This window comes from Haemophilus sp. SZY H36, from assembly GCF_018829625.1.
GTDB classification, from domain to species: domain Bacteria; phylum Pseudomonadota; class Gammaproteobacteria; order Enterobacterales; family Pasteurellaceae; genus Haemophilus; species Haemophilus haemolyticus_K.
The window spans coordinates 60,759-78,626 of record NZ_JAHKKA010000002.1 but is presented as its reverse complement, the minus strand read 5'-3'; the positions used below and the strand labels follow the sequence as shown (position 1 = coordinate 78,626).

The following is a 17,868-nucleotide window of genomic DNA, read 5'->3' as shown; positions in this document are numbered from 1 at the left end:
TTTTTCACCGAATATTTACTAGCCAGAATTATTGCAAGCCTGTAAAATAGCCGACCGTTTTATTCGACTAATTATTTATAACACCTGACGATATTGTAGAAAATGACTCAAAAATTACATATTAAAACTTGGGGCTGCCAGATGAATGAATACGATTCATCTAAAATGGCAGATCTTTTATTAAGTACTCATGGATTAGAACTTACCGAAATTCCTGAAGAAGCAGACGTATTATTATTGAATACCTGCTCTATTCGTGAAAAAGCACAAGAAAAAGTGTTCCACCAACTTGGTCGTTGGAAAGAATTAAAGAAAAATAATCCAAATTTAGTGATTGGCGTAGGCGGCTGTGTGGCTTCTCAAGAAGGTGAACATATTCGTCATCGTGCGCCTTATGTAGATATTATTTTTGGTCCGCAAACTTTGCACCGCCTGCCTGAAATGATTAATCAAATTCGTGGTGGTAAGAGTTCTGTTGTAGATGTAAGTTTCCCTGAAATTGAGAAATTTGACCGCTTACCTGAACCTCGCGCAGAAGGTCCAACGGCATTTGTTTCGATTATGGAAGGCTGTAATAAATACTGTACTTTCTGTGTTGTACCTTATACACGCGGTGAAGAAGTCAGCCGTCCTGTGGATGATGTCTTATTTGAAATTGCGCAGCTTGCGGATCAAGGTGTGCGTGAGGTTAACCTACTTGGACAAAACGTGAATGCTTATCGTGGTCCGACACATGATGGTCAAATTTGTAGCTTTGCTGAGTTGCTTCGTCTTGTAGCGTCTATCGATGGTATTGACCGTTTACGTTTTACAACCAGTCATCCAATAGAATTTACAGATGATATTATTGATGTATATCGTGATACGCCTGAATTGGTGAGTTTCTTACATCTTCCAGTCCAAGCTGGTTCTGATCGTGTATTAACAATGATGAAACGTGGTCATACAGCATTAGAATATAAATCTATTATTCGTAAACTTCGTGCTGTACGTCCTGATATTCAAATCAGCTCTGACTTTATTGTTGGTTTCCCTGGTGAAACTGCGGAAGATTTTGAGCAAACTATGAATTTGATTGCACAAGTGAACTTTGATATGAGTTTCAGTTTTGTGTACTCAGCCCGACCAGGTACGCCAGCTGCAGATATGCCAGATGATGTAACAGAAGATGAAAAGAAACAGCGCCTTTATGTGTTACAAGAGCGTATTAATCAACAAGCTGCACAGTTTAGCCGTCGCATGCTTGGCACAGAACAACGTGTGCTGGTTGAAGGGCCATCGAAGAAAGACATCATGGAATTAACGGGACGTACTGAAACGAATCGTATTGTCAATTTCCAAGGTTCTCCAGAAATGATTGGAAAATTTGTGGACGTGAAAATCACTGATGTTTATACCAATTCTCTACGTGGCGAAGTGGTGCGTACTGAAGATGAAATGGGATTACGTATTGCACAGTCTCCACAAGAAGTGATGAATCGTACACGTAAAGAAGATGAATTAGGTGTAGGGCGTTATCACGGCTAATTGAAATCTTGAAATATTTAACCGCACTTTGAGAAATTAAAGTGCGGTTATTTTTTGTTGAATATTCAGGGCTTCAATTATTTAGAGAGAAATGTATGACGATATTTTAAATGTGACCCAATAAAAAGAATAAGGCTACATAATCCTAACATTGCGCCAATATAGCCAATTTTGTCTAGCCCTATATGGGTTGCCACAAGATTTCCAAATAATGCCCCAGTGCCGATACCTGCATTATAAATACCAGAGTAAATAGCCGTAGCCACATCTGTTGCATCAGGTGCAAGTCTTAATACGCGTATTTGTAAAGCAAGACCAATACAACCAACACCAATACCCCAAAGAAAAGAAAGAGCAAGCATTGTGATGATATATTCTGTTGAAAGGAGTAATAGTAAGAGAGAAAGGCTTTGTAAAGCCATTGCGACAACAACAAATTTAGTCGGGCCAAAACGGTGTAATCGATTGAATAAAAGGCTAGCTAAAATGCCAGATATACCAAAAATAAGAAGTACAAAAGTTGCAAAATTTGGATCCAAATGGCCTATTTCAATCATAAAAGGCTCAATATAAGTATAAGCCGTAAAATGTGCGGCAACAATCAGCATTGTGGCGATATAAAGCCCAATGAGTAACGGACGCTTAGCGAGTATTGGTAAGCTTGCAATAGAACCTGCGTTTTTACTTGGTAGTTTTGGTAAGAGTTGAATTATTAGTAGCATAACGAAGAATGCTAAAAGCGCAATAATTCCGAAAGTAACACGCCAGCCTACGAGTTGTCCTATAATTCTTCCAATAGGCAACCCTAAAATTGTTGCAAGGGATGTTCCTATAGCAAGCATTCCTAGCGCTTGTGTCTTTTTATCTTTCGGTGCGATTCGCATCACAAGCGAAGCCGTAATAGACCAGAAGACAGAATGGGCAATAGCAATACAAACCCGAGCAATAAGTAGAATCCAGAAGTTCCATGCTATAACAGATAAAATATGCCCTATGATGAAAATAATAAAGAGCTTGGTAAGTAAATTTTTCCGCTCCATTTCACCTGTTAGAAGCATTGCTGGAAGAGATACAATAAGTACTGTCCAGGCATATACTGTCATCATTAGTCCTGTATCGGCAGTTTGCATATCAAAACTGGTTGCTATATCACTTAACATTGCAACAGGGACGAATTCAGTTGTATTAAAAATAAACCCTGCGAATGCCATTAATAGGACTCGCCATGATTGAATTTTTCTTATATTTAGTGGTGACATTAATGTAGCTTCTCTTTTATGATGTCTATGAGTTGATGACGAAATTCTCTTGTAAAATTAAATTTATATTGAGGTGAATAACAATCCCCAAAGAATCGGATTGGTAAGATAAGATTTTGATAATTTTTATTTGTAGAACGTATTGTAAGATTTATATCACATTGCATTTGATTTAATGAGACAACACCTGTACCACTTCCCAAAAGTGTGGGGGTTTTTAATTCAAATTTTTCAGCATTTAATTGATCTTTTAACAGTGAGAGTTGTATTTGAAATTGTTCATACTGCGTATTTAATTCTTTATTCACTAATAAATCATTGCTGTAATTAATAGGGAAATATTGTGAGACAATATCTAATAAATTTACACCAATAATTTCGCCATTTTTTGCCTGAAAATTGAATTTTCCTTGTGTTATTTCAGAATTCTTAAAACCTAAATTGATTTTAAAATCAGTGTAACCACTCAAGGATTCAGGAAAGCTCAATAAGCTAAGCAATGGCTTGACAGGAAACTCCTTACCAGAAAAATTGATCATGCTTTGATCACCCACACTCTGATAATTAACTACAGCTAAACAATTATTATCACATTGTGGTTTGATATAGGTAACAAGTCGTTTTAATGGCTTGTTAAAATCACCATGAGCTTCAATATAACCAAGTGATTGATTATTTAATTTGGCATTGACAAACTGAATGAGCGATGATTTTTCATTAGAGAGGTTAATATTAGCTTTAGTAAAAGTAAAATCAAAGGTTTTATTTTTCCCATAAAATGGTTTTTCTAACTTAATAGATATTTGATTATTACCATTTAAAATTATTTTTTTTGCCAATAATTGCGTTAAAGAAAGCGCTGAAAAATGCATTTTTATATCGGCTAGATTTTGTGCTTTATTGCTTAATTTGAGCTGTTTAAGTTGAAGTGAGGAAAGGTTAATATTACCGTAAAAAAGTGGCAAAAGGTTAAGTTGGCTTTCAATCTTTTGCACAGAAAATTGTTCAGACTGAACTTTCTCGAGAGAAAGTGCGGGTGGAAATAGAGATAGATTGACTGATTGAACCGCAATATTTTGTTGCGCTAGTTGTGCAGCGATAGAACTTTGTGCTCGATAAAGTTGGATATACAAAAAAGAAAAGATCGTCAAAGAGACGATCCCTACGCCAAGCGCGAACTTTTTCATCGATTATTCCTTGTCTTCGTCAATACGACTCGCAACCGCACTTTGTTGATTTTTATATTTTGCATCTTTGCGGCTACTGTATGGTCGTTTCGCTTCGCCACTTAATATTTCAAAGCTTAATGCACCAATCACCATATTTGGACGTAATGCTAATGGTAATTTCCCTGAATTATAAAATTCCAACACGATTTTTCCTTCCCAACCTGGATCAATTCGGTGTGCCGTGACGTGTACCATTAAGCCTAAACGCGCTAAAGAAGAGCGACCATCTAACCAACCGATAATATTGGCGGGTAATTTCACTGATTCAAGTGTGGTTGCTAACGCTAAAGTACCTGGATGTAAGAAAAATGCTTCACCTTCAGGCACAATAATTTCATCACTCATTACCGATTCAAGTTGTGCAGATACTTCTTCTTTCGGACCGCTTAAATCAATGAAAGGCGCGGAATGTTCACGAAATACGCGGAAAGAATTACCCAAGCGAACATCAATTGTTGCACCGTTGATTTTGTCATTACTTGGACGAGGAGTTAAAGAAATAATGCCATCATCGAGATAGCGTTCAATATCAGTATCGCAAAGACGCATAAAGTTTCCTATTTTTGATTCAATAAATGAAGGATTTGAGCTTTTAACATATTGATTGCAATACGGTTTTTGCCGCCGCGAGGAATAACAATATCCGCATATTGTTTAGAGGGCTCAATAAATTGTAAGAACATTGGGCGCACGGTTGCACGATATTGATCAATAACCGATTGTAGGGAGCGACCACGTTCTTCCATATCGCGTTGTAAACGACGAATAAAACAAATGTCTAATGGTGTGTCCACGAATACGGAAATATCTGCAAGTTGACGAACGCGTTCATCAGTTAGCAGTAAAATTCCTTCTAAAATCACAATACGTTTTGGTGTAAATGTTGTGGTTTCACCCGTACGAGTATGCTCAACATAGCTATAAACAGGCACATCAACCGCTTTTCCTGATTTTAAATCTTTTAAATGTTGAATGAGCAAATCGCGATCCATTGAACTTGGATGGTCGTAATTTGTTTTTATACGTTCACTCATTTCTAAATGACTTTGATCTTTGTAGTAACTGTCTTCGGCAATAATCCCAATTTCTTGGCAGCCTAATTCATTACAGAGTTCTTTGTGAACGGTAGAGGCGATAGAACTTTTTCCTGATGCGGATGCGCCAGTGATGGCGATGATGATACAAGAATCTGACATAGTTTTGCGAGGTATAAAAAAATTTGATGAATTATAAAGAAAAGTGCGGTGAATTTCACGTTTATTTTTTTCTGATAATTTATAAAACTGTGAACTTCATCACGGTATTATTTTGGGGTTTAACGTAAGATTTTGATGTTTTTATCCAATAAGGAGTGTTTATTATGAAGTTCAATAAGATTTCTCTTTCTGTTTCTGCCACACTTTTAGCGGCTGGCTTAGCAATTTCTGGTTCGGCTAGTGCAAAGGGTAGATTGGTAGTGTATTGTAGTGCAACGAATGCGCTATGCGAAGCAACAACGAAGGCGTTTGGCGAAAAATATGATGTGAAAACATCCTTTATTCGTAATGGTTCAGGTAGTACTTTTGCCAAAGTTGAAGCTGAAAAAAATAACCCTCAAGCGGATGTTTGGTTCGGTGGTACTTTTGACCCTCAAGCTCAAGCGGCTGAATTAGGGTTAATTGAACCTTATAAATCCAAACACATTGATGAAATCGTAGAACGTTTCCGTGATCCAGCGAAAACAAAAGGTCACTATGTTTCCTCAATTTATATGGGGATCTTAGGTTTTGGTGTGAATACTGAACGTTTGGCAAAATTAGGCATTAAAGAAGTGCCAAAATGCTGGAAAGACTTAACCGATCCACGCCTAAAAGGCGAAGTTCAAATTGCAGACCCTCAAAGTGCGGGTACAGCTTACACAGCATTGGCGACATTTGTTCAATTATGGGGTGAAAAAGAGGCATTTGAATACTTAAAAGCATTGCATCCTAATGTTTCTCAATATACTAAATCGGGTATCACGCCATCACGTAACTCTGCTCGTGGCGAGGCAACTATTGGTGTGGGTTTCTTACATGATTATGCATTAGAAAAACGCAATGGTGCACCGTTAGAATTAGTCGTGCCTTGCGAAGGAACGGGGTATGAGTTAGGTGGCGTGAGTATCTTAAAAGGCGCACGTAATATTGATAATGCAAAATTATTCGTCGATTGGGCGTTATCAAAAGAAGGTCAAGAATTAGCTTGGAAACAAGGGGATTCTTTACAAATTTTAACTAACACAACAGCAGAACAATCACCAACTGCATTTGATCCAAATAAACTCAAATTAATCAATTATGACTTTGAAAAATACGGTGCAACAGAACAACGTAAAGCCTTAATTGAAAAATGGGTACAAGAAGTTAAATTAGCGAAATAGCGCTGAATAAGTGCGGAAAAAAATACTGAAGTTTTTGACCGCACTTTTTCGTATTTTTAATGTGATTTCGTTTTCCCTCTACGAGATTGCAAAATTTTCATTCATAAGGGAGTTATAATCAGATGAAACTATCAAAAATCGCAGTAACCTTGTCTGGAGTGATGCTAAGTGGATTGGTGTTAAGTAATCCATCTTTTGCAAAAGGACGCTTAGTCATTTATTGCAGTGCGCAAAATACGATGTGCGAGCAAGAAGCGATGGCATTTGAGAAAAAATTTGATGTTAAAACAAGTTTTATTCGTGGTGGAACAGGTACTATTCTAGCGAAAATTGATGCTGAGAAAGATAATCCACAAGGTGATGTTTGGTATGGTGGAACGATGGATCCTCATTCTCAAGCAGGAGAAATGGGCTTGTTAGAGCCTTATAAATCATTTAATCTTCCTCAGATCGTAGAAAAATTCCGTGATCCAGCCAAAATGAAAGGGAATTATTCTTCGGCGATTTATTTAGGTGTGTTAGGTTTTGGGGTAAATCCAGAACGTTTGAAAAAATTGAATTTACCTATTCCAAAATGCTGGAAGGATTTAGCTAACCCAATTTACAAAAATGAAATTCAAGCCGCAGATCCACAAAGTTCTGGTACGGGTTACACTCAGCTAGCCACTTATATGCAACTTTGGGGAGAAGATGAGGCGTTTAAATTCTTAAAAGAGTTGAATAAAAACGTATCGCAATATACCAAATCTGGTAATACGGCAACACGTAATACAGCGCGTGGAGAAACGGCAATTGGCATTGGTTTCTTACATGAATATTCTTTAGAAAAAGCGAAAGGCGCGCCAGTAGAATTAGTTGTACCTTGTGAAGGTACTGGCTATGAAATTGGCGGTGTGAGTGTCATTAAAGGAGCTCGAAATTTAGATAATGCGAAGCTTTTTGTTGATTGGGCATTATCCAAAGAAGCGCAAGAATTAACTTGGCAAAAAGGTGAGGCGTATTCCATTTTAACGAACACCACTGCACAACAATCGCCTTATGCGTTAGATTTTAAATCTATTAATTTAATTAACTATGATTTTGATAAATACGGTGCGACTGATTTACGTAAACGCTTAATCACAAAATGGGTTGATGAAGTAAAATTAGCCAAATAATGATGTCACTAACGAAGTGATATGTCGCATATCGCTTCGTTTTTTTACCTTATGCGAGGTTGTATGAACGCAAAAAAACTTTCCATAATGCATTCTGCTTATTTTTGGATTATTTTATCCTTATTGGCGTTTGCGCTCCTGCCTTCCAATGCACTTGATTACGGTTTGTTTGAAAGTACTTCAGATGAATATTTAGAGGCAATGGGCTGGGCTTCTTTCAATTTAACTTGGGCTTGGTTCCTGCCTGTTATTGTGTATGGTGCTTTGCCGTTATTGAGATTGCCACAGCAAACCCAAGCAAAAACAGAGCTATTTTTGACCGCACTTTCTGTACTATTTATGTTTATCAGTGCGACGCTGTACAAAATTAGCATGGGCTATTCTGTGATTGTGTTACTTGTGGGCTATACCGCATTAGCAACACTTTCATTGGCCAAACTTAAAGTAATGCAAGGGGATAAGTTTATTATCGCTTCTTTACTTTGCATTATTTTGCTCATTTTCTTCTTTATCGTTTATCCAACATTGGCGATTTTCGTTTCAATGTTTTATGACGGAGACATATTTGCGCCACAACAAGTGATGCGTATTTTAACGCAGAGCTATATTGTTCGCGTGATTACTAATTCTCTTTTCTTATCGGGCTTTGTGGGCGTAGTGTCTACTGTATTTGGTTTAGCCTTTGCGCTTTATACCACGCGTATCGCTCGTAGAACGGCATTTATCGGAAAAATTTTCTCTATTTTGCCAATTGTTACGCCACCATTTGTTGTGGGATTAGGGGTAACTTTGATGCTCGGCCGTTCTGGTTATGTAACCGAATTTTTAAGTACGAATTTTGGTTTCACCAATCATAACTGGCTTTATGGTTTTAATGGGATTGCGATTGCTCAAATTCTCGCATTTGCCCCTATTTCTTTTATGATTTTAGATGGCGCATTAAAATCTGTACATCCTTCTATTGAAGAAGCCTCTTATACGTTACGAGCCAATCGCTATCAAACTTTTTATAATATTATTTTTCCATTGTTACGCCCCGCATTGGCGAACTCATTTTTAATTGTCTTTATCCAATCCCTTGCAGATTTTAGTAATCCATTGGTATTGGGTGGTAGCTTTGATGTGATTGCAACACAGATTTATTTCTATATTGCGGGTTCTCAATTAGATTACGCGTCAGCAAGTACCTTAGGTTCAATATTATTAATTTTCTCTCTAGCGATTTTTATCATTCAATACATTTGGATTGGTAACCGCTCTTATGTCACCGTTTCAGGTAAATCTTATCGTGGTGATGTGCAAGATCTTCCAACTGGTTTGAAATATACCATCATTGGTATGCTTGGATTCTGGGTAATCTTTAATATGGCGCTTTATGGAAGTATTTTCTACGGAAGCTTCACGGTAAATTGGGGCGTAGATTACACTTTAACCTTGAAAAACTATGGCATGTTATTCGGGCAAGGATTGAGCGATGGAGCGTGGCCGTCACTAATCAATACCTTAATCTATGCAGGTATTGCCGCACCATTAACCGCATTCTTTGGATTATTGATTGCGTACATTGTGGTGCGTAAAGATTTCCAAGGTAAAAAATCCCTTGAGTTCTTAACTATGCTTTGCTTTGCCGTGCCGGGGACTGTGGCGGGGGTGTCTTACATTTTAGCCTTCAACAATGCGCCACTTTATATTACGGGCACAGGCATTATCGTTATTATTTCAATGGTAATGCGTGACTTACCAATCGGTATGCGAGCAGCGATTGCGGGGTTAGGTCAGCTTGATAAATCTCTTGATGAAGCATCGCTTTCTTTAAAAGGAAGTTCGTGGAAAACCTTATGGTATATCGTCTTGCCATTATTAAAACCCGCATTGCTTTCAGCGCTTGTTACCAGTTTCGTTCGTGCAATGACGACGGTGAGCGCAATTATATTCTTAGTGACAGCAGATACTCGGGTCGCAACAGCTTATATCCTAAATCGCGTTGAAGATGGTGAATACGGTGTTGCTATTGCATACGGTTCAATCCTAATTGTTGTCATGATGGCAATTATTTTATTCTTCGACTGGATTGTAGGTGATACACGTATCTCTCGTTCTAAAGCGAAAAAAATGAATTAACTCGTTAAGTTGTAGGTAAATATTATGAGTAATAATGATTTCTTAGTATTAAAAAATATCACCAAAGCATTTGGTAAAGCTGTCGTCATTGATAATTTAGATTTAACGATCAAACGTGGCACGATGGTGACATTGTTAGGGCCATCAGGTTGCGGCAAAACTACCGTGTTGCGTTTAGTCGCGGGGTTAGAAAATCCAACATCAGGACAAATTTTTATTGATGGTGAAGATGTAACAAAATCCTCTATTCAAAATCGAGATATTTGTATTGTCTTCCAATCTTATGCGCTTTTCCCGCATATGAGCATTGGCGATAACGTGGGCTACGGCTTAAAAATGCAGGGCGTTAGCAAAGAAGAACGTGCTCAACGTGTAAAAGAGGCTTTAGAGTTGGTAGATTTAGCAGGGTTTGAAGATCGTTTCGTGGATCAAATTTCTGGCGGTCAACAACAACGTGTCGCATTGGCTCGTGCTTTAGTATTGAAACCAAAAGTCCTATTGTTTGATGAACCATTAAGTAATTTGGATGCAAACTTACGTCGTTCAATGCGTGAAAAAATCCGTGAATTGCAACAACGTTTAGGCATTACTTCGCTTTATGTGACCCATGACCAAACAGAAGCTTTCGCTGTATCCGATGAGGTTATTGTTATGCATAAAGGTAAAATTATGCAAAAAGCGCCAGCGAAAGAGCTTTATCTCCGACCAAATTCCTTGTTCTTAGCAAACTTTATGGGGGAATCCAGTATTTTCGATGGAAAATTAGAAAATGGCGTGGTGGATATTAATGGCTATAATGTGCCTTTAAAAAATGCAGCGCAGTTTAATTTACCCGATGGTGAATGCTTAGTAGGTATTCGTCCAGAAGCAATTTATCTTGCTGCAGAGGGCGGTGATGCACAACATTGTGAGATTAAAAGTGCGGTTTATATGGGGAATCATTGGGAAGTTGTCGCAAATTGGGCAGGAAAAGATTTATTGGTGAATTGTAAACCAGAAGATTTTAATGCTAATTTGAAACAAGCCTATGTCAATTTATCTGATCACGGTATTTTCTTATTGAAGAAAGAGTAGTATAGCGCATAAAAGTGCGGTGAATAATAGCCATACTTTTTTATCATCGTGTGAATTGACTAAGACGTAATATGATGAAGTACTTCAGGATATGTTAGTTGAATAAAAATGCGTTCTTACATCGCCTATCCTAACAATCGGATAGGCGAGAGTAAGGATTATTTTGAAAGGAATAAGGCGGCCGCACCACGCACACCACCAGAATCCCCGTGTTTGGCTTTTTTAATCGGCGGAACTTGAGCCGAACGCATAAGGTAGGTTGGTAATGCTTTAGGAAGTGCTTGATAAAGGTAATCAAAATTAGATAACCCACCACCTAACACAATCATGTGTGGATCAAATGCCGTAATGATATTGCCAATAGAAATCGCTGCCAATTCAACAAAAAGATTCACAAAATCTACCGCACTTTCATTGCCTTGATAGAACAAATCAATAATTTCACGAGCAGATAATGTTTCGCCTTTCAAATCTCGATAAAGCATTTCAAAACCGCGACCAGACAGATAATTATCCAAACAAGCCTTATTGCCACAACCGCATTGATAAATTGGGGCTTTATCCCATCCCAATAATTTCAAGGCATGATAATTTAGTTGTAAATGACCAAGCTCTCCCGCCATTCCTACTTGACCTGAATGAACTTTACCGTTTAAGACAAAACCACCACCAAAACCAGTTCCAAGAATTAAACCAAGTACAGTCGGATATTGCTGATTTTCCTCATCCCACGCTTCAGATAACGCAAAACAATTTGCGTCATTTTCTGCCCGCACTTCACGGCCTAAACGTGCAGACAAATCGCGTAAAATTGGTTTATTATCTGCCACACGAATATTGGTAATTTCGGCTAATCCAGTTCGTTGATTCACAAAACCAGGTATACCCAAACCTACTGTGCCCACTTCACCAAATTTTTCATCAGCACGATTGACTAAATCCACAATCGTGTTAAGCCATTCATCATAGTCGGTTTTAGGTGTTGGTACCCGTTCAGAATATAATTTTTCTAATTTTTCATTGAATACGGCAAGCTCTATTTTTGTGCCACCAATATCTAAACCATAATACATAGTCTGCTCCTTTATAAAGAAGTGCGGTTAAAATTAGGAAAAATTTTAACCGCACTTAAATCATGATTTAGTGGCAAAAATTGCCTTTTTCTTTAAAAAAGCAAAAATAATGCTATTAATCAACCATGCCAGCAATGTTGCCACGAATAAATCTATTGGGTAATGCATGCCTAATCGCACACGGCTAATCAACATCAATAAGCCCCACACTGCAATACCCGCCACCAGCAATTTTGCTTTAAAAGAACGGTTACCCAATAATTGGGTAAAGCCAACAGCAAGCATTAGCCAAGTTGCCGCAAAAATCGTATGTCCAGAAGGGAACGAATAACCCGTTTCATTTTCATAATGATGAACTAACCAAGCTGGCGTGATAGCATCCATCGAATAAAAATTCTTAGCTATTTCTGCACGCAAAGTGCGGTCATTTTTATAAAAGTTTTCAGGCGTTGAATGAGTTTGCTCAGCTAGATAAACGGTGAACGGACGAGGCTCTTCAAACAATGCTTTTGCCCCCGTTTTTGCGGCTTGAGTGGCAATAACTGAAATCCCCATCACAATTACACCTAATATCCATTGTTTTGGATTTTTGAATAAAAATGCAAACAAAAGCGCAAATAACACACAGGTGATCAACGCATAAGGTATACTTCCTGTTTCGGTGAGTAAATAAAGCCAATAATCAGCTTCAGTTAATTGGCTATTGCCATGCCACTGATAGGAAATACCCCAGATAAAAAATGGTACAAGACAAAGTAATAACGTATATAATGACAGCCTTTTGAACATGCTCGCCCCTTGATAATAAAAAATAACGCGCGCATTTTAGCAGAAATGATGACGAATAAGGATAACTTTATGGCAAAAATTCAGTTAGTTACGCAAGCCAATTTACCCACTGAATACGGTCTTTTCAGAATGGTGGGGTTTGAATTTCCAGATACTAAAAAAGAGCACGTAGCTTTAGTGATGGGCGATATTTCTAATGCGGATGAACCTGTATTAGCACGCATTCATTCTGAATGTTTAACTGGCGATGCGCTCCACAGCTTAAAATGCGATTGTGGTTTCCAACTAGCGACAGCATTAAAACAAATTCAAGAAGAAGGTCGCGGTGTCTTAATTTATCATCGCGAAGAAGGCCGCGGAATTGGTTTGATTAATAAAATCCGCGCATATTCTTTACAAGATAAGGGAATGGATACGATTGAAGCCAATCTCGCGTTAGGTTTCAAAGCGGATGAACGTAACTTTGAAGTCTGTGCCGATATGTTCGAGCTACTTGGTGTCAAAAAAGTTCGTTTGATGACCAACAACCCAGAAAAAGTAGAAACCATGAAAAAAGCAGGTATCAACGTGGTTGAACGAGTACCACTTAATGTCGGCGAAAACCGCTACAACACAAAATATCTTGATACTAAAGCGAAAAAAATGGGCCATTACATTGTGCATAACAATGATGAACAACATTTAATGAGCTGTCCACATTGCCAAGAAGAGATTATTTAATAAAATAACACATGTTAAAAAAGCCATACTGTTGTATTGAACAGTATGGCTTTTTTATTTAAACTCCATGCCATGGAATAATCAAAAGATTTTTTAGCATATTGCTAAAAACGAGAAACCCCGTCTCGTATTCCAAAGATCGGGGCTTATCAGGAGTAAGTAAAATGAAAAAAACGCTCTTTTTCATTTTCTTGATTATCTGTTGTTTAGTTAGCTGTTCAGGCACAGTTATCTAAGATAATCGCTACGGGGACGATGTCGGAGTTGTCCCCAATGCCTCCAATCTTAAAGAATTCTTTCCTTGATTGCAAGTGCGATTACTAATTTTTAACCTTTCGCCATAAATCTTTACTATAAATGGTTCCAACAGAATTTACTTGTGCGCCCATTATGCTTGGTGAGAGATAAACTGGCGTACTATATTGAAAAATGGGTAATACTAAATATTCTTGTTGAACTATCCCTTTTAATTTCGCGTAATTTTCTAACCGCACTTTTTCGGATGTCGTCGTCATTGCAGTTTCAAATAAACGATCAAATTCTGCATTTTTATAGCCATTTTTGTTATCAGGGCTTTTTGAATAGAACAAATTTAAGAAAGCGACGGGATCATTAAAATCAGCACACCAGCCAGAACGAATTAATTGAAAATCCCCTTTTGTGCGAGCTGTTTGCAATTCTTGCCAACTCATCCCTTGATTTTCAACTCGTAATAAATCTGATTGCGATAATTGATGATTTAATCTTGTTACAATAGTTTGATTCAGAGACGAATCATCATAACGAATGCGTAATTTTAATGGGTGAGTTTCACTAATTTGGTTTTGAGAAAAAAGCTGTTCTGCAACAACGGGCTCCCAAACAGATTCTTGGTCACCGAGCATTGATTTAGGTAAAAAAGTATTACTAGGATGAAGATGAGTAATATCGGCAACCAAATTTTTCGTAGAAATCATAGAAGCAATCGCTTTTCTTACCGCACTTTTTTGCAACATAGGATCGGCAAGATTAAACTCATAGAAGTAAGTACAAAGTTGCGGATAATCTTGGATATTTTGAACTGTTTTTTGCGGATTTATTACAACATCAAAATCAGACAAATCTGCATCTGCTGCAATTTTTTGATACTTCACTTGCTGAAATATCACTTTTTCTTTTGCCCAATAATAAGGATTGGCTGTTAAAATGTACTGATTTTCAGACTGGCTTTGTAATTGATAAGCACCATTGCTGATAAGGGTTTGAGTCGATTTAGCATAGCGAGGTAAAAGGCTGACGTGCGCCAGCATAGAAGGTAAATATGGCGATGCTTTATCTAATTCAATGCGTAAAGTGCGGTCATTTTCGGCGAATAATCCAAGTGAGCCCACAGCTAGTGTTTTTTCCAATACTGCCTTTGCATTTTTCACATTCATGAAAGCCAAATAATTTTTTAGCGGGCTTTCAGATTGAGAAAGTGCTTGCCAAGATTGCACAAAATCTGATGCTGTTATTGCTTCACCATTTGACCATTTGGCATTTTCACGCAAAGTGAAAATCCACGTTTTATTATCTTTAGTTTGCCAGCTTTCTGCTACGGCAGGAACAAGATTACCTTGCGCATCATAAGCTGTTAAGCCTTCAAACAGATCGCGTAATAATTGCGTTTGTTCTTCGTTTTGTGCTTGCCAAGATTGCAAAGTAAGATCGCTATAAACACCGCGTTTTAATTCAACACGGTTGGACTCTAATTGAGGATTTTTCGGTGCCTCAACTTGTGGCGAAACAGGCTTCTTGGGATTATCCAATTTATCGCAAGCCACCACCGTAAAAATAATAGAAAAAATAACCGCACTTCGCTGGCACAAAGCGAGAAAATTATTCATTTTCAGTTTTAACCCAAAATAAGAAGAACCAAAACTTAATACAAATCAACGCCGCAATAACGCTACGCCCCATTACGCTTGGCGTGAAATAAAAACCAATGAGCAACATAGTGGTCGCAAAACTCAAAATGCAAATTTTAGTATTTTTCTTTAATGTACGATTTTCATTAAAGGACTTAAGATGTTTTTGATAAATACTTGTGCCTAAAAACCATTGTTCTAAGCGTTTTGAACCTTTTGCAAAGAAAAATAAAGTAAGTAATAAAAAAGGCGTGGTAGGTAAAATAGGAAGGAAAATTCCAATAATGCCAAGTGCAAGAGAAAGAAAACCTAAAACAATGTAAATAAACTTCATAATGTTCCTAATAAAAAGAAAATGCGAACCATTATTACTGATTTTTTAGATTTTTCAACCTTGATATTATAGAATTTGCCGTCACATAAAAAGTAGTTTTCAAAAAAGGAACATTTATGTCTATGTCAAATCCATTACTTAACATTCAAGGCTTACCGCCATTTTCACAAATCAAGCCAGAACATATTCAACCGGCTGTTGAAAAATTAATTCAAAACTGTCGCGATACGATAGAACAAGTGTTAAAACAACCGCACTTTACTTGGGAAAATTTCATTTTGCCTTTAACGGAAAGCAATGATCGCTTAAATCGTGCTTGGTCACCCGTTTCTCATCTCAACTCAGTAAAAAATAGCACTGAATTACGTGAAGCCTATCAAGCGTGCTTGCCTTTACTTTCTGAATACAGCACTTGGGTTGGTCAGCATAAAGGGCTTTATAATGCCTATTTAGCATTAAAAAACAGTGCTGAATTTGCGGGCTATTCTATTGCGCAAAAGAAAGCCATTGAAAATTCACTGCGTGATTTTGAACTTTCAGGTATCGGGCTTTCAGAAGATAAACAACAACGTTATGGCGAAATTGTGGCGCGCTTATCGGAATTAAATTCACAATTTAGCAATAACGTCTTAGATGCCACCATGGGTTGGGAAAAACTCATTGAAAACGAAGCAGAACTTGCAGGCTTACCTGAATCCGCACTACAAGCAGCGCAACAATCTGCCGAAAGTAAAGGATTAAAAGGCTATCGTTTTACGTTAGAAATCCCAAGTTATTTGCCAGTGATGACTTACTGTGAAAATCGTACATTGCGTGAAGAAATGTACCGTGCTTATGCAACACGCGCCTCTGAACAAGGCCCTAATGCTGGCAAATGGGACAACAGTAAAGTCATGGAAGAAATTCTTACATTGCGCGTGGAATTGGCGAAATTACTCGGTTTTAATACTTACACCGAACTTTCACTTGCCACCAAAATGGCAGAAAACCCACAGCAAGTGCTTGATTTCTTAGATCATCTTGCCGAACGTGCTAAACCACAAGGCGAAAAAGAATTGCAAGAATTGAGAGATTACTGCGAAAAAGAATTTGGTGTCACTGAACTTGCACCTTGGGATATTGCTTTTTACAGCGAAAAACAAAAACAACATTTATACGCCATTAATGATGAAGAACTTCGTCCATATTTCCCTGAAAATCGCGTAATTTCAGGTTTATTTGAATTGATTAAACGCATTTTCAATATTCGTGCGGTCGAACGCAAAGGCGTGGATACTTGGCATAAAGATGTACGCTTCTTTGATTTAATTGATGAAAATGATCAACTCCGTGGCAGTTTCTATCTTGATTTATATGCGCGTGAACATAAACGTGGTGGCGCGTGGATGGATGATTGTATTGGGCGTAAGCGTAAACTGGATGGCAGCATTCAAACTCCAGTGGCTTATTTAACTTGCAACTTCAACGCCCCGATAGGGAATAAACCAGCCTTATTTACACATGATGAAGTTACCACGCTATTCCACGAATTTGGTCACGGCATTCATCATATGCTCACGCAAATTGATGTCTCCGATGTGGCGGGAATTAACGGTGTACCTTGGGATGCCGTGGAATTACCAAGTCAATTTATGGAAAACTGGTGCTGGGAAGAAGAGGCTTTGGCGTTTATTTCAGGGCATTACGAAACAGGCGAGCCGTTGCCAAAAGAAAAACTCACGCAATTGTTAAAAGCGAAAAATTTCCAAGCTGCAATGTTTATCTTACGTCAACTTGAATTTGGTATTTTTGATTTCCGTCTACATCACACCTTTGATGCGGAAAAAACCAATCAAATTTTAGAAACACTTAAATCAGTGAAATCACAAGTTGCCGTCATAAAAGGCGTAGATTGGGCAAGAACCCCACATAGCTTCAGCCATATTTTTGCAGGGGGCTATGCCGCAGGTTATTACAGCTATTTATGGGCTGAAGTATTATCGGCTGATGCTTATTCACGCTTTGAAGAAGAAGGTATTTTCAACCCAATCACTGGTAAATCATTCTTAGATGAAATTCTCACGCGTGGTGGCTCAGAAGAACCAATGGAACTCTTCAAACGCTTCCGAGGCCGTGAACCGCAATTAGATGCCTTGTTAAGACATAAAGGCATTGCAAATAACTAATCATCAGGCGGACTTAAGTCCGCCTTTTTGTTCCACCTATTCTTATTTGCTATAAATATAATCAATATTGTTTAAATATTTTACAGTTTTTTTGCATTTAATTTACGTGCTTAATAATGTTGGTAATGCCAGT

General features: G+C 37.8%; 15 protein-coding genes. 7 read left to right on the top strand and 8 right to left on the bottom strand.

Annotation, left to right across the window (positions count from 1 at the left end; translation table 11 throughout):
- The first annotated feature begins 102 nt into the window (after positions 1 to 102).
- Positions 103 to 1,527: a tRNA (N6-isopentenyl adenosine(37)-C2)-methylthiotransferase MiaB gene (gene miaB / locus KP713_RS04070; protein ID WP_005630294.1), complete on the top strand. Its 1,425-nt coding sequence runs from the start codon at positions 103 to 105 to the stop codon at positions 1,525 to 1,527.
- A 77-nt stretch (positions 1,528 to 1,604) separates the two neighbouring features.
- Here miaB and KP713_RS04065 read toward each other — a convergent pair whose 3' ends face one another.
- The 4 genes from KP713_RS04065 to udk are packed head-to-tail and all read right to left on the bottom strand — an operon-like array spanning position 1,605 to position 5,211.
- Positions 1,605 to 2,786, bottom strand: coding sequence for a sugar transporter (locus KP713_RS04065; RefSeq protein ID WP_065265270.1), 1,182 nt, complete (start codon positions 2,784 to 2,786; stop codon positions 1,605 to 1,607).
- Positions 2,786 to 3,973, bottom strand: a complete 1,188-nt coding sequence (locus KP713_RS04060) for a hypothetical protein (protein ID WP_215769936.1) — start codon at positions 3,971 to 3,973, stop codon at positions 2,786 to 2,788. The genes KP713_RS04065 and KP713_RS04060 overlap by 1 nt, the downstream gene beginning before the upstream one ends.
- A gap of 3 nt (positions 3,974 to 3,976) precedes the next feature.
- Positions 3,977 to 4,564 (bottom strand): dCTP deaminase, encoded by a 588-nt coding sequence (gene dcd / locus KP713_RS04055; RefSeq protein ID WP_005627962.1) that lies wholly within the window; start codon positions 4,562 to 4,564, stop codon positions 3,977 to 3,979.
- Positions 4,565 to 4,572: 8 nt separating this feature from the next.
- Positions 4,573 to 5,211 carry a uridine kinase gene (gene udk / locus KP713_RS04050; protein WP_140526830.1) on the bottom strand — a complete coding sequence of 213 codons (639 nt, stop codon included), beginning with the start codon at positions 5,209 to 5,211 and terminating at the stop codon, positions 4,573 to 4,575.
- Between the two features lie 164 nt (positions 5,212 to 5,375).
- Here udk and KP713_RS04045 point away from each other — a divergent pair, with 164 nt between their 5' ends.
- The 4 genes from KP713_RS04045 to fbpC all read left to right on the top strand — a co-directional run bounded on the left by KP713_RS04045 (position 5,376) and on the right by fbpC (position 10,768).
- A complete protein-coding gene (locus KP713_RS04045; protein WP_005634063.1) occupies positions 5,376 to 6,416 on the top strand; it encodes an ABC transporter substrate-binding protein in 1,041 nt (346 codons plus the stop codon).
- 122 nt (positions 6,417 to 6,538) lie between these two features.
- On the top strand, positions 6,539 to 7,573 hold the full coding sequence (locus KP713_RS04040) for an ABC transporter substrate-binding protein (protein WP_215769935.1): 1,035 nt from the start codon (positions 6,539 to 6,541) through the stop codon (positions 7,571 to 7,573).
- Positions 7,574 to 7,636: 63 nt separating this feature from the next.
- Complete coding sequence (locus KP713_RS04035; protein ID WP_215769934.1) at positions 7,637 to 9,694, top strand: ABC transporter permease; 2,058 nt, start codon at positions 7,637 to 7,639, stop codon at positions 9,692 to 9,694.
- 24 nt (positions 9,695 to 9,718) lie between these two features.
- Positions 9,719 to 10,768: a ferric ABC transporter ATP-binding protein gene (gene fbpC, locus KP713_RS04030; RefSeq protein WP_215769933.1), complete on the top strand. Its 1,050-nt coding sequence runs from the start codon at positions 9,719 to 9,721 to the stop codon at positions 10,766 to 10,768.
- 158 nt (positions 10,769 to 10,926) lie between these two features.
- Here fbpC and nagK read toward each other — a convergent pair whose 3' ends face one another.
- Both nagK and KP713_RS04020 read right to left on the bottom strand, forming a co-directional pair.
- Positions 10,927 to 11,841, bottom strand: a complete 915-nt coding sequence (gene nagK / locus KP713_RS04025) for an N-acetylglucosamine kinase (protein WP_215769932.1) — start codon at positions 11,839 to 11,841, stop codon at positions 10,927 to 10,929.
- Positions 11,842 to 11,901: 60 nt separating this feature from the next.
- Entirely contained in the window at positions 11,902 to 12,630 is a 729-nt protein-coding gene (locus KP713_RS04020; RefSeq protein WP_215769931.1) for a phosphatase PAP2 family protein, read from the bottom strand.
- 69 nt (positions 12,631 to 12,699) lie between these two features.
- Here KP713_RS04020 and ribA point away from each other — a divergent pair, with 69 nt between their 5' ends.
- The gene (ribA, locus tag KP713_RS04015; protein ID WP_140534331.1) at positions 12,700 to 13,350 is read left to right on the top strand and encodes a GTP cyclohydrolase II; all 651 of its coding nucleotides are present in this window, start codon (positions 12,700 to 12,702) and stop codon (positions 13,348 to 13,350) included.
- A 320-nt stretch (positions 13,351 to 13,670) separates the two neighbouring features.
- Here ribA and KP713_RS04010 read toward each other — a convergent pair whose 3' ends face one another.
- Complete coding sequence (locus KP713_RS04010; protein WP_215769930.1) at positions 13,671 to 15,215, bottom strand: peptide ABC transporter substrate-binding protein; 1,545 nt, start codon at positions 15,213 to 15,215, stop codon at positions 13,671 to 13,673.
- A complete protein-coding gene (locus KP713_RS04005; RefSeq protein WP_009500077.1) occupies positions 15,208 to 15,570 on the bottom strand; it encodes a YbaN family protein in 363 nt (120 codons plus the stop codon). Before KP713_RS04005 ends, KP713_RS04010 begins: the two co-directional genes overlap by 8 nt.
- Positions 15,571 to 15,692: 122 nt before the next feature.
- Here KP713_RS04005 and prlC point away from each other — a divergent pair, with 122 nt between their 5' ends.
- Positions 15,693 to 17,735 carry an oligopeptidase A gene (prlC, locus tag KP713_RS04000; RefSeq protein WP_215770124.1) on the top strand — a complete coding sequence of 681 codons (2,043 nt, stop codon included), beginning with the start codon at positions 15,693 to 15,695 and terminating at the stop codon, positions 17,733 to 17,735.
- Positions 17,736 to 17,868 lie beyond the last annotated feature (133 nt).

Bases quoted from the DNA above. Each gene is read 5' to 3' on its own strand.
- KP713_RS04035 (WP_215769934.1), top strand. From the start codon at position 7,637: ATGAACGCAAAAAAACTTTCCATAATGCATTCTGCTTATTTTTGGATT.
- KP713_RS04005 (WP_009500077.1), bottom strand. From the start codon at position 15,570: ATGAAGTTTATTTACATTGTTTTAGGTTTTCTTTCTCTTGCACTTGGC.
- nagK (WP_215769932.1), bottom strand. From the start codon at position 11,841: ATGTATTATGGTTTAGATATTGGTGGCACAAAAATAGAGCTTGCCGTA.
- ribA (WP_140534331.1), top strand. From the start codon at position 12,700: ATGGCAAAAATTCAGTTAGTTACGCAAGCCAATTTACCCACTGAATAC.
- KP713_RS04060 (WP_215769936.1), bottom strand. From the start codon at position 3,973: ATGAAAAAGTTCGCGCTTGGCGTAGGGATCGTCTCTTTGACGATCTTT.
- fbpC (WP_215769933.1), top strand. From the start codon at position 9,719: ATGAGTAATAATGATTTCTTAGTATTAAAAAATATCACCAAAGCATTT.
- miaB (WP_005630294.1), top strand. From the start codon at position 103: ATGACTCAAAAATTACATATTAAAACTTGGGGCTGCCAGATGAATGAA.
- prlC (WP_215770124.1), top strand. From the start codon at position 15,693: ATGTCAAATCCATTACTTAACATTCAAGGCTTACCGCCATTTTCACAA.
- KP713_RS04010 (WP_215769930.1), bottom strand. From the start codon at position 15,215: ATGAATAATTTTCTCGCTTTGTGCCAGCGAAGTGCGGTTATTTTTTCT.
- KP713_RS04065 (WP_065265270.1), bottom strand. From the start codon at position 2,786: ATGTCACCACTAAATATAAGAAAAATTCAATCATGGCGAGTCCTATTA.
- KP713_RS04045 (WP_005634063.1), top strand. From the start codon at position 5,376: ATGAAGTTCAATAAGATTTCTCTTTCTGTTTCTGCCACACTTTTAGCG.
- KP713_RS04040 (WP_215769935.1), top strand. From the start codon at position 6,539: ATGAAACTATCAAAAATCGCAGTAACCTTGTCTGGAGTGATGCTAAGT.
- dcd (WP_005627962.1), bottom strand. From the start codon at position 4,564: ATGCGTCTTTGCGATACTGATATTGAACGCTATCTCGATGATGGCATT.
- KP713_RS04020 (WP_215769931.1), bottom strand. From the start codon at position 12,630: ATGTTCAAAAGGCTGTCATTATATACGTTATTACTTTGTCTTGTACCA.
- udk (WP_140526830.1), bottom strand. From the start codon at position 5,211: ATGTCAGATTCTTGTATCATCATCGCCATCACTGGCGCATCCGCATCA.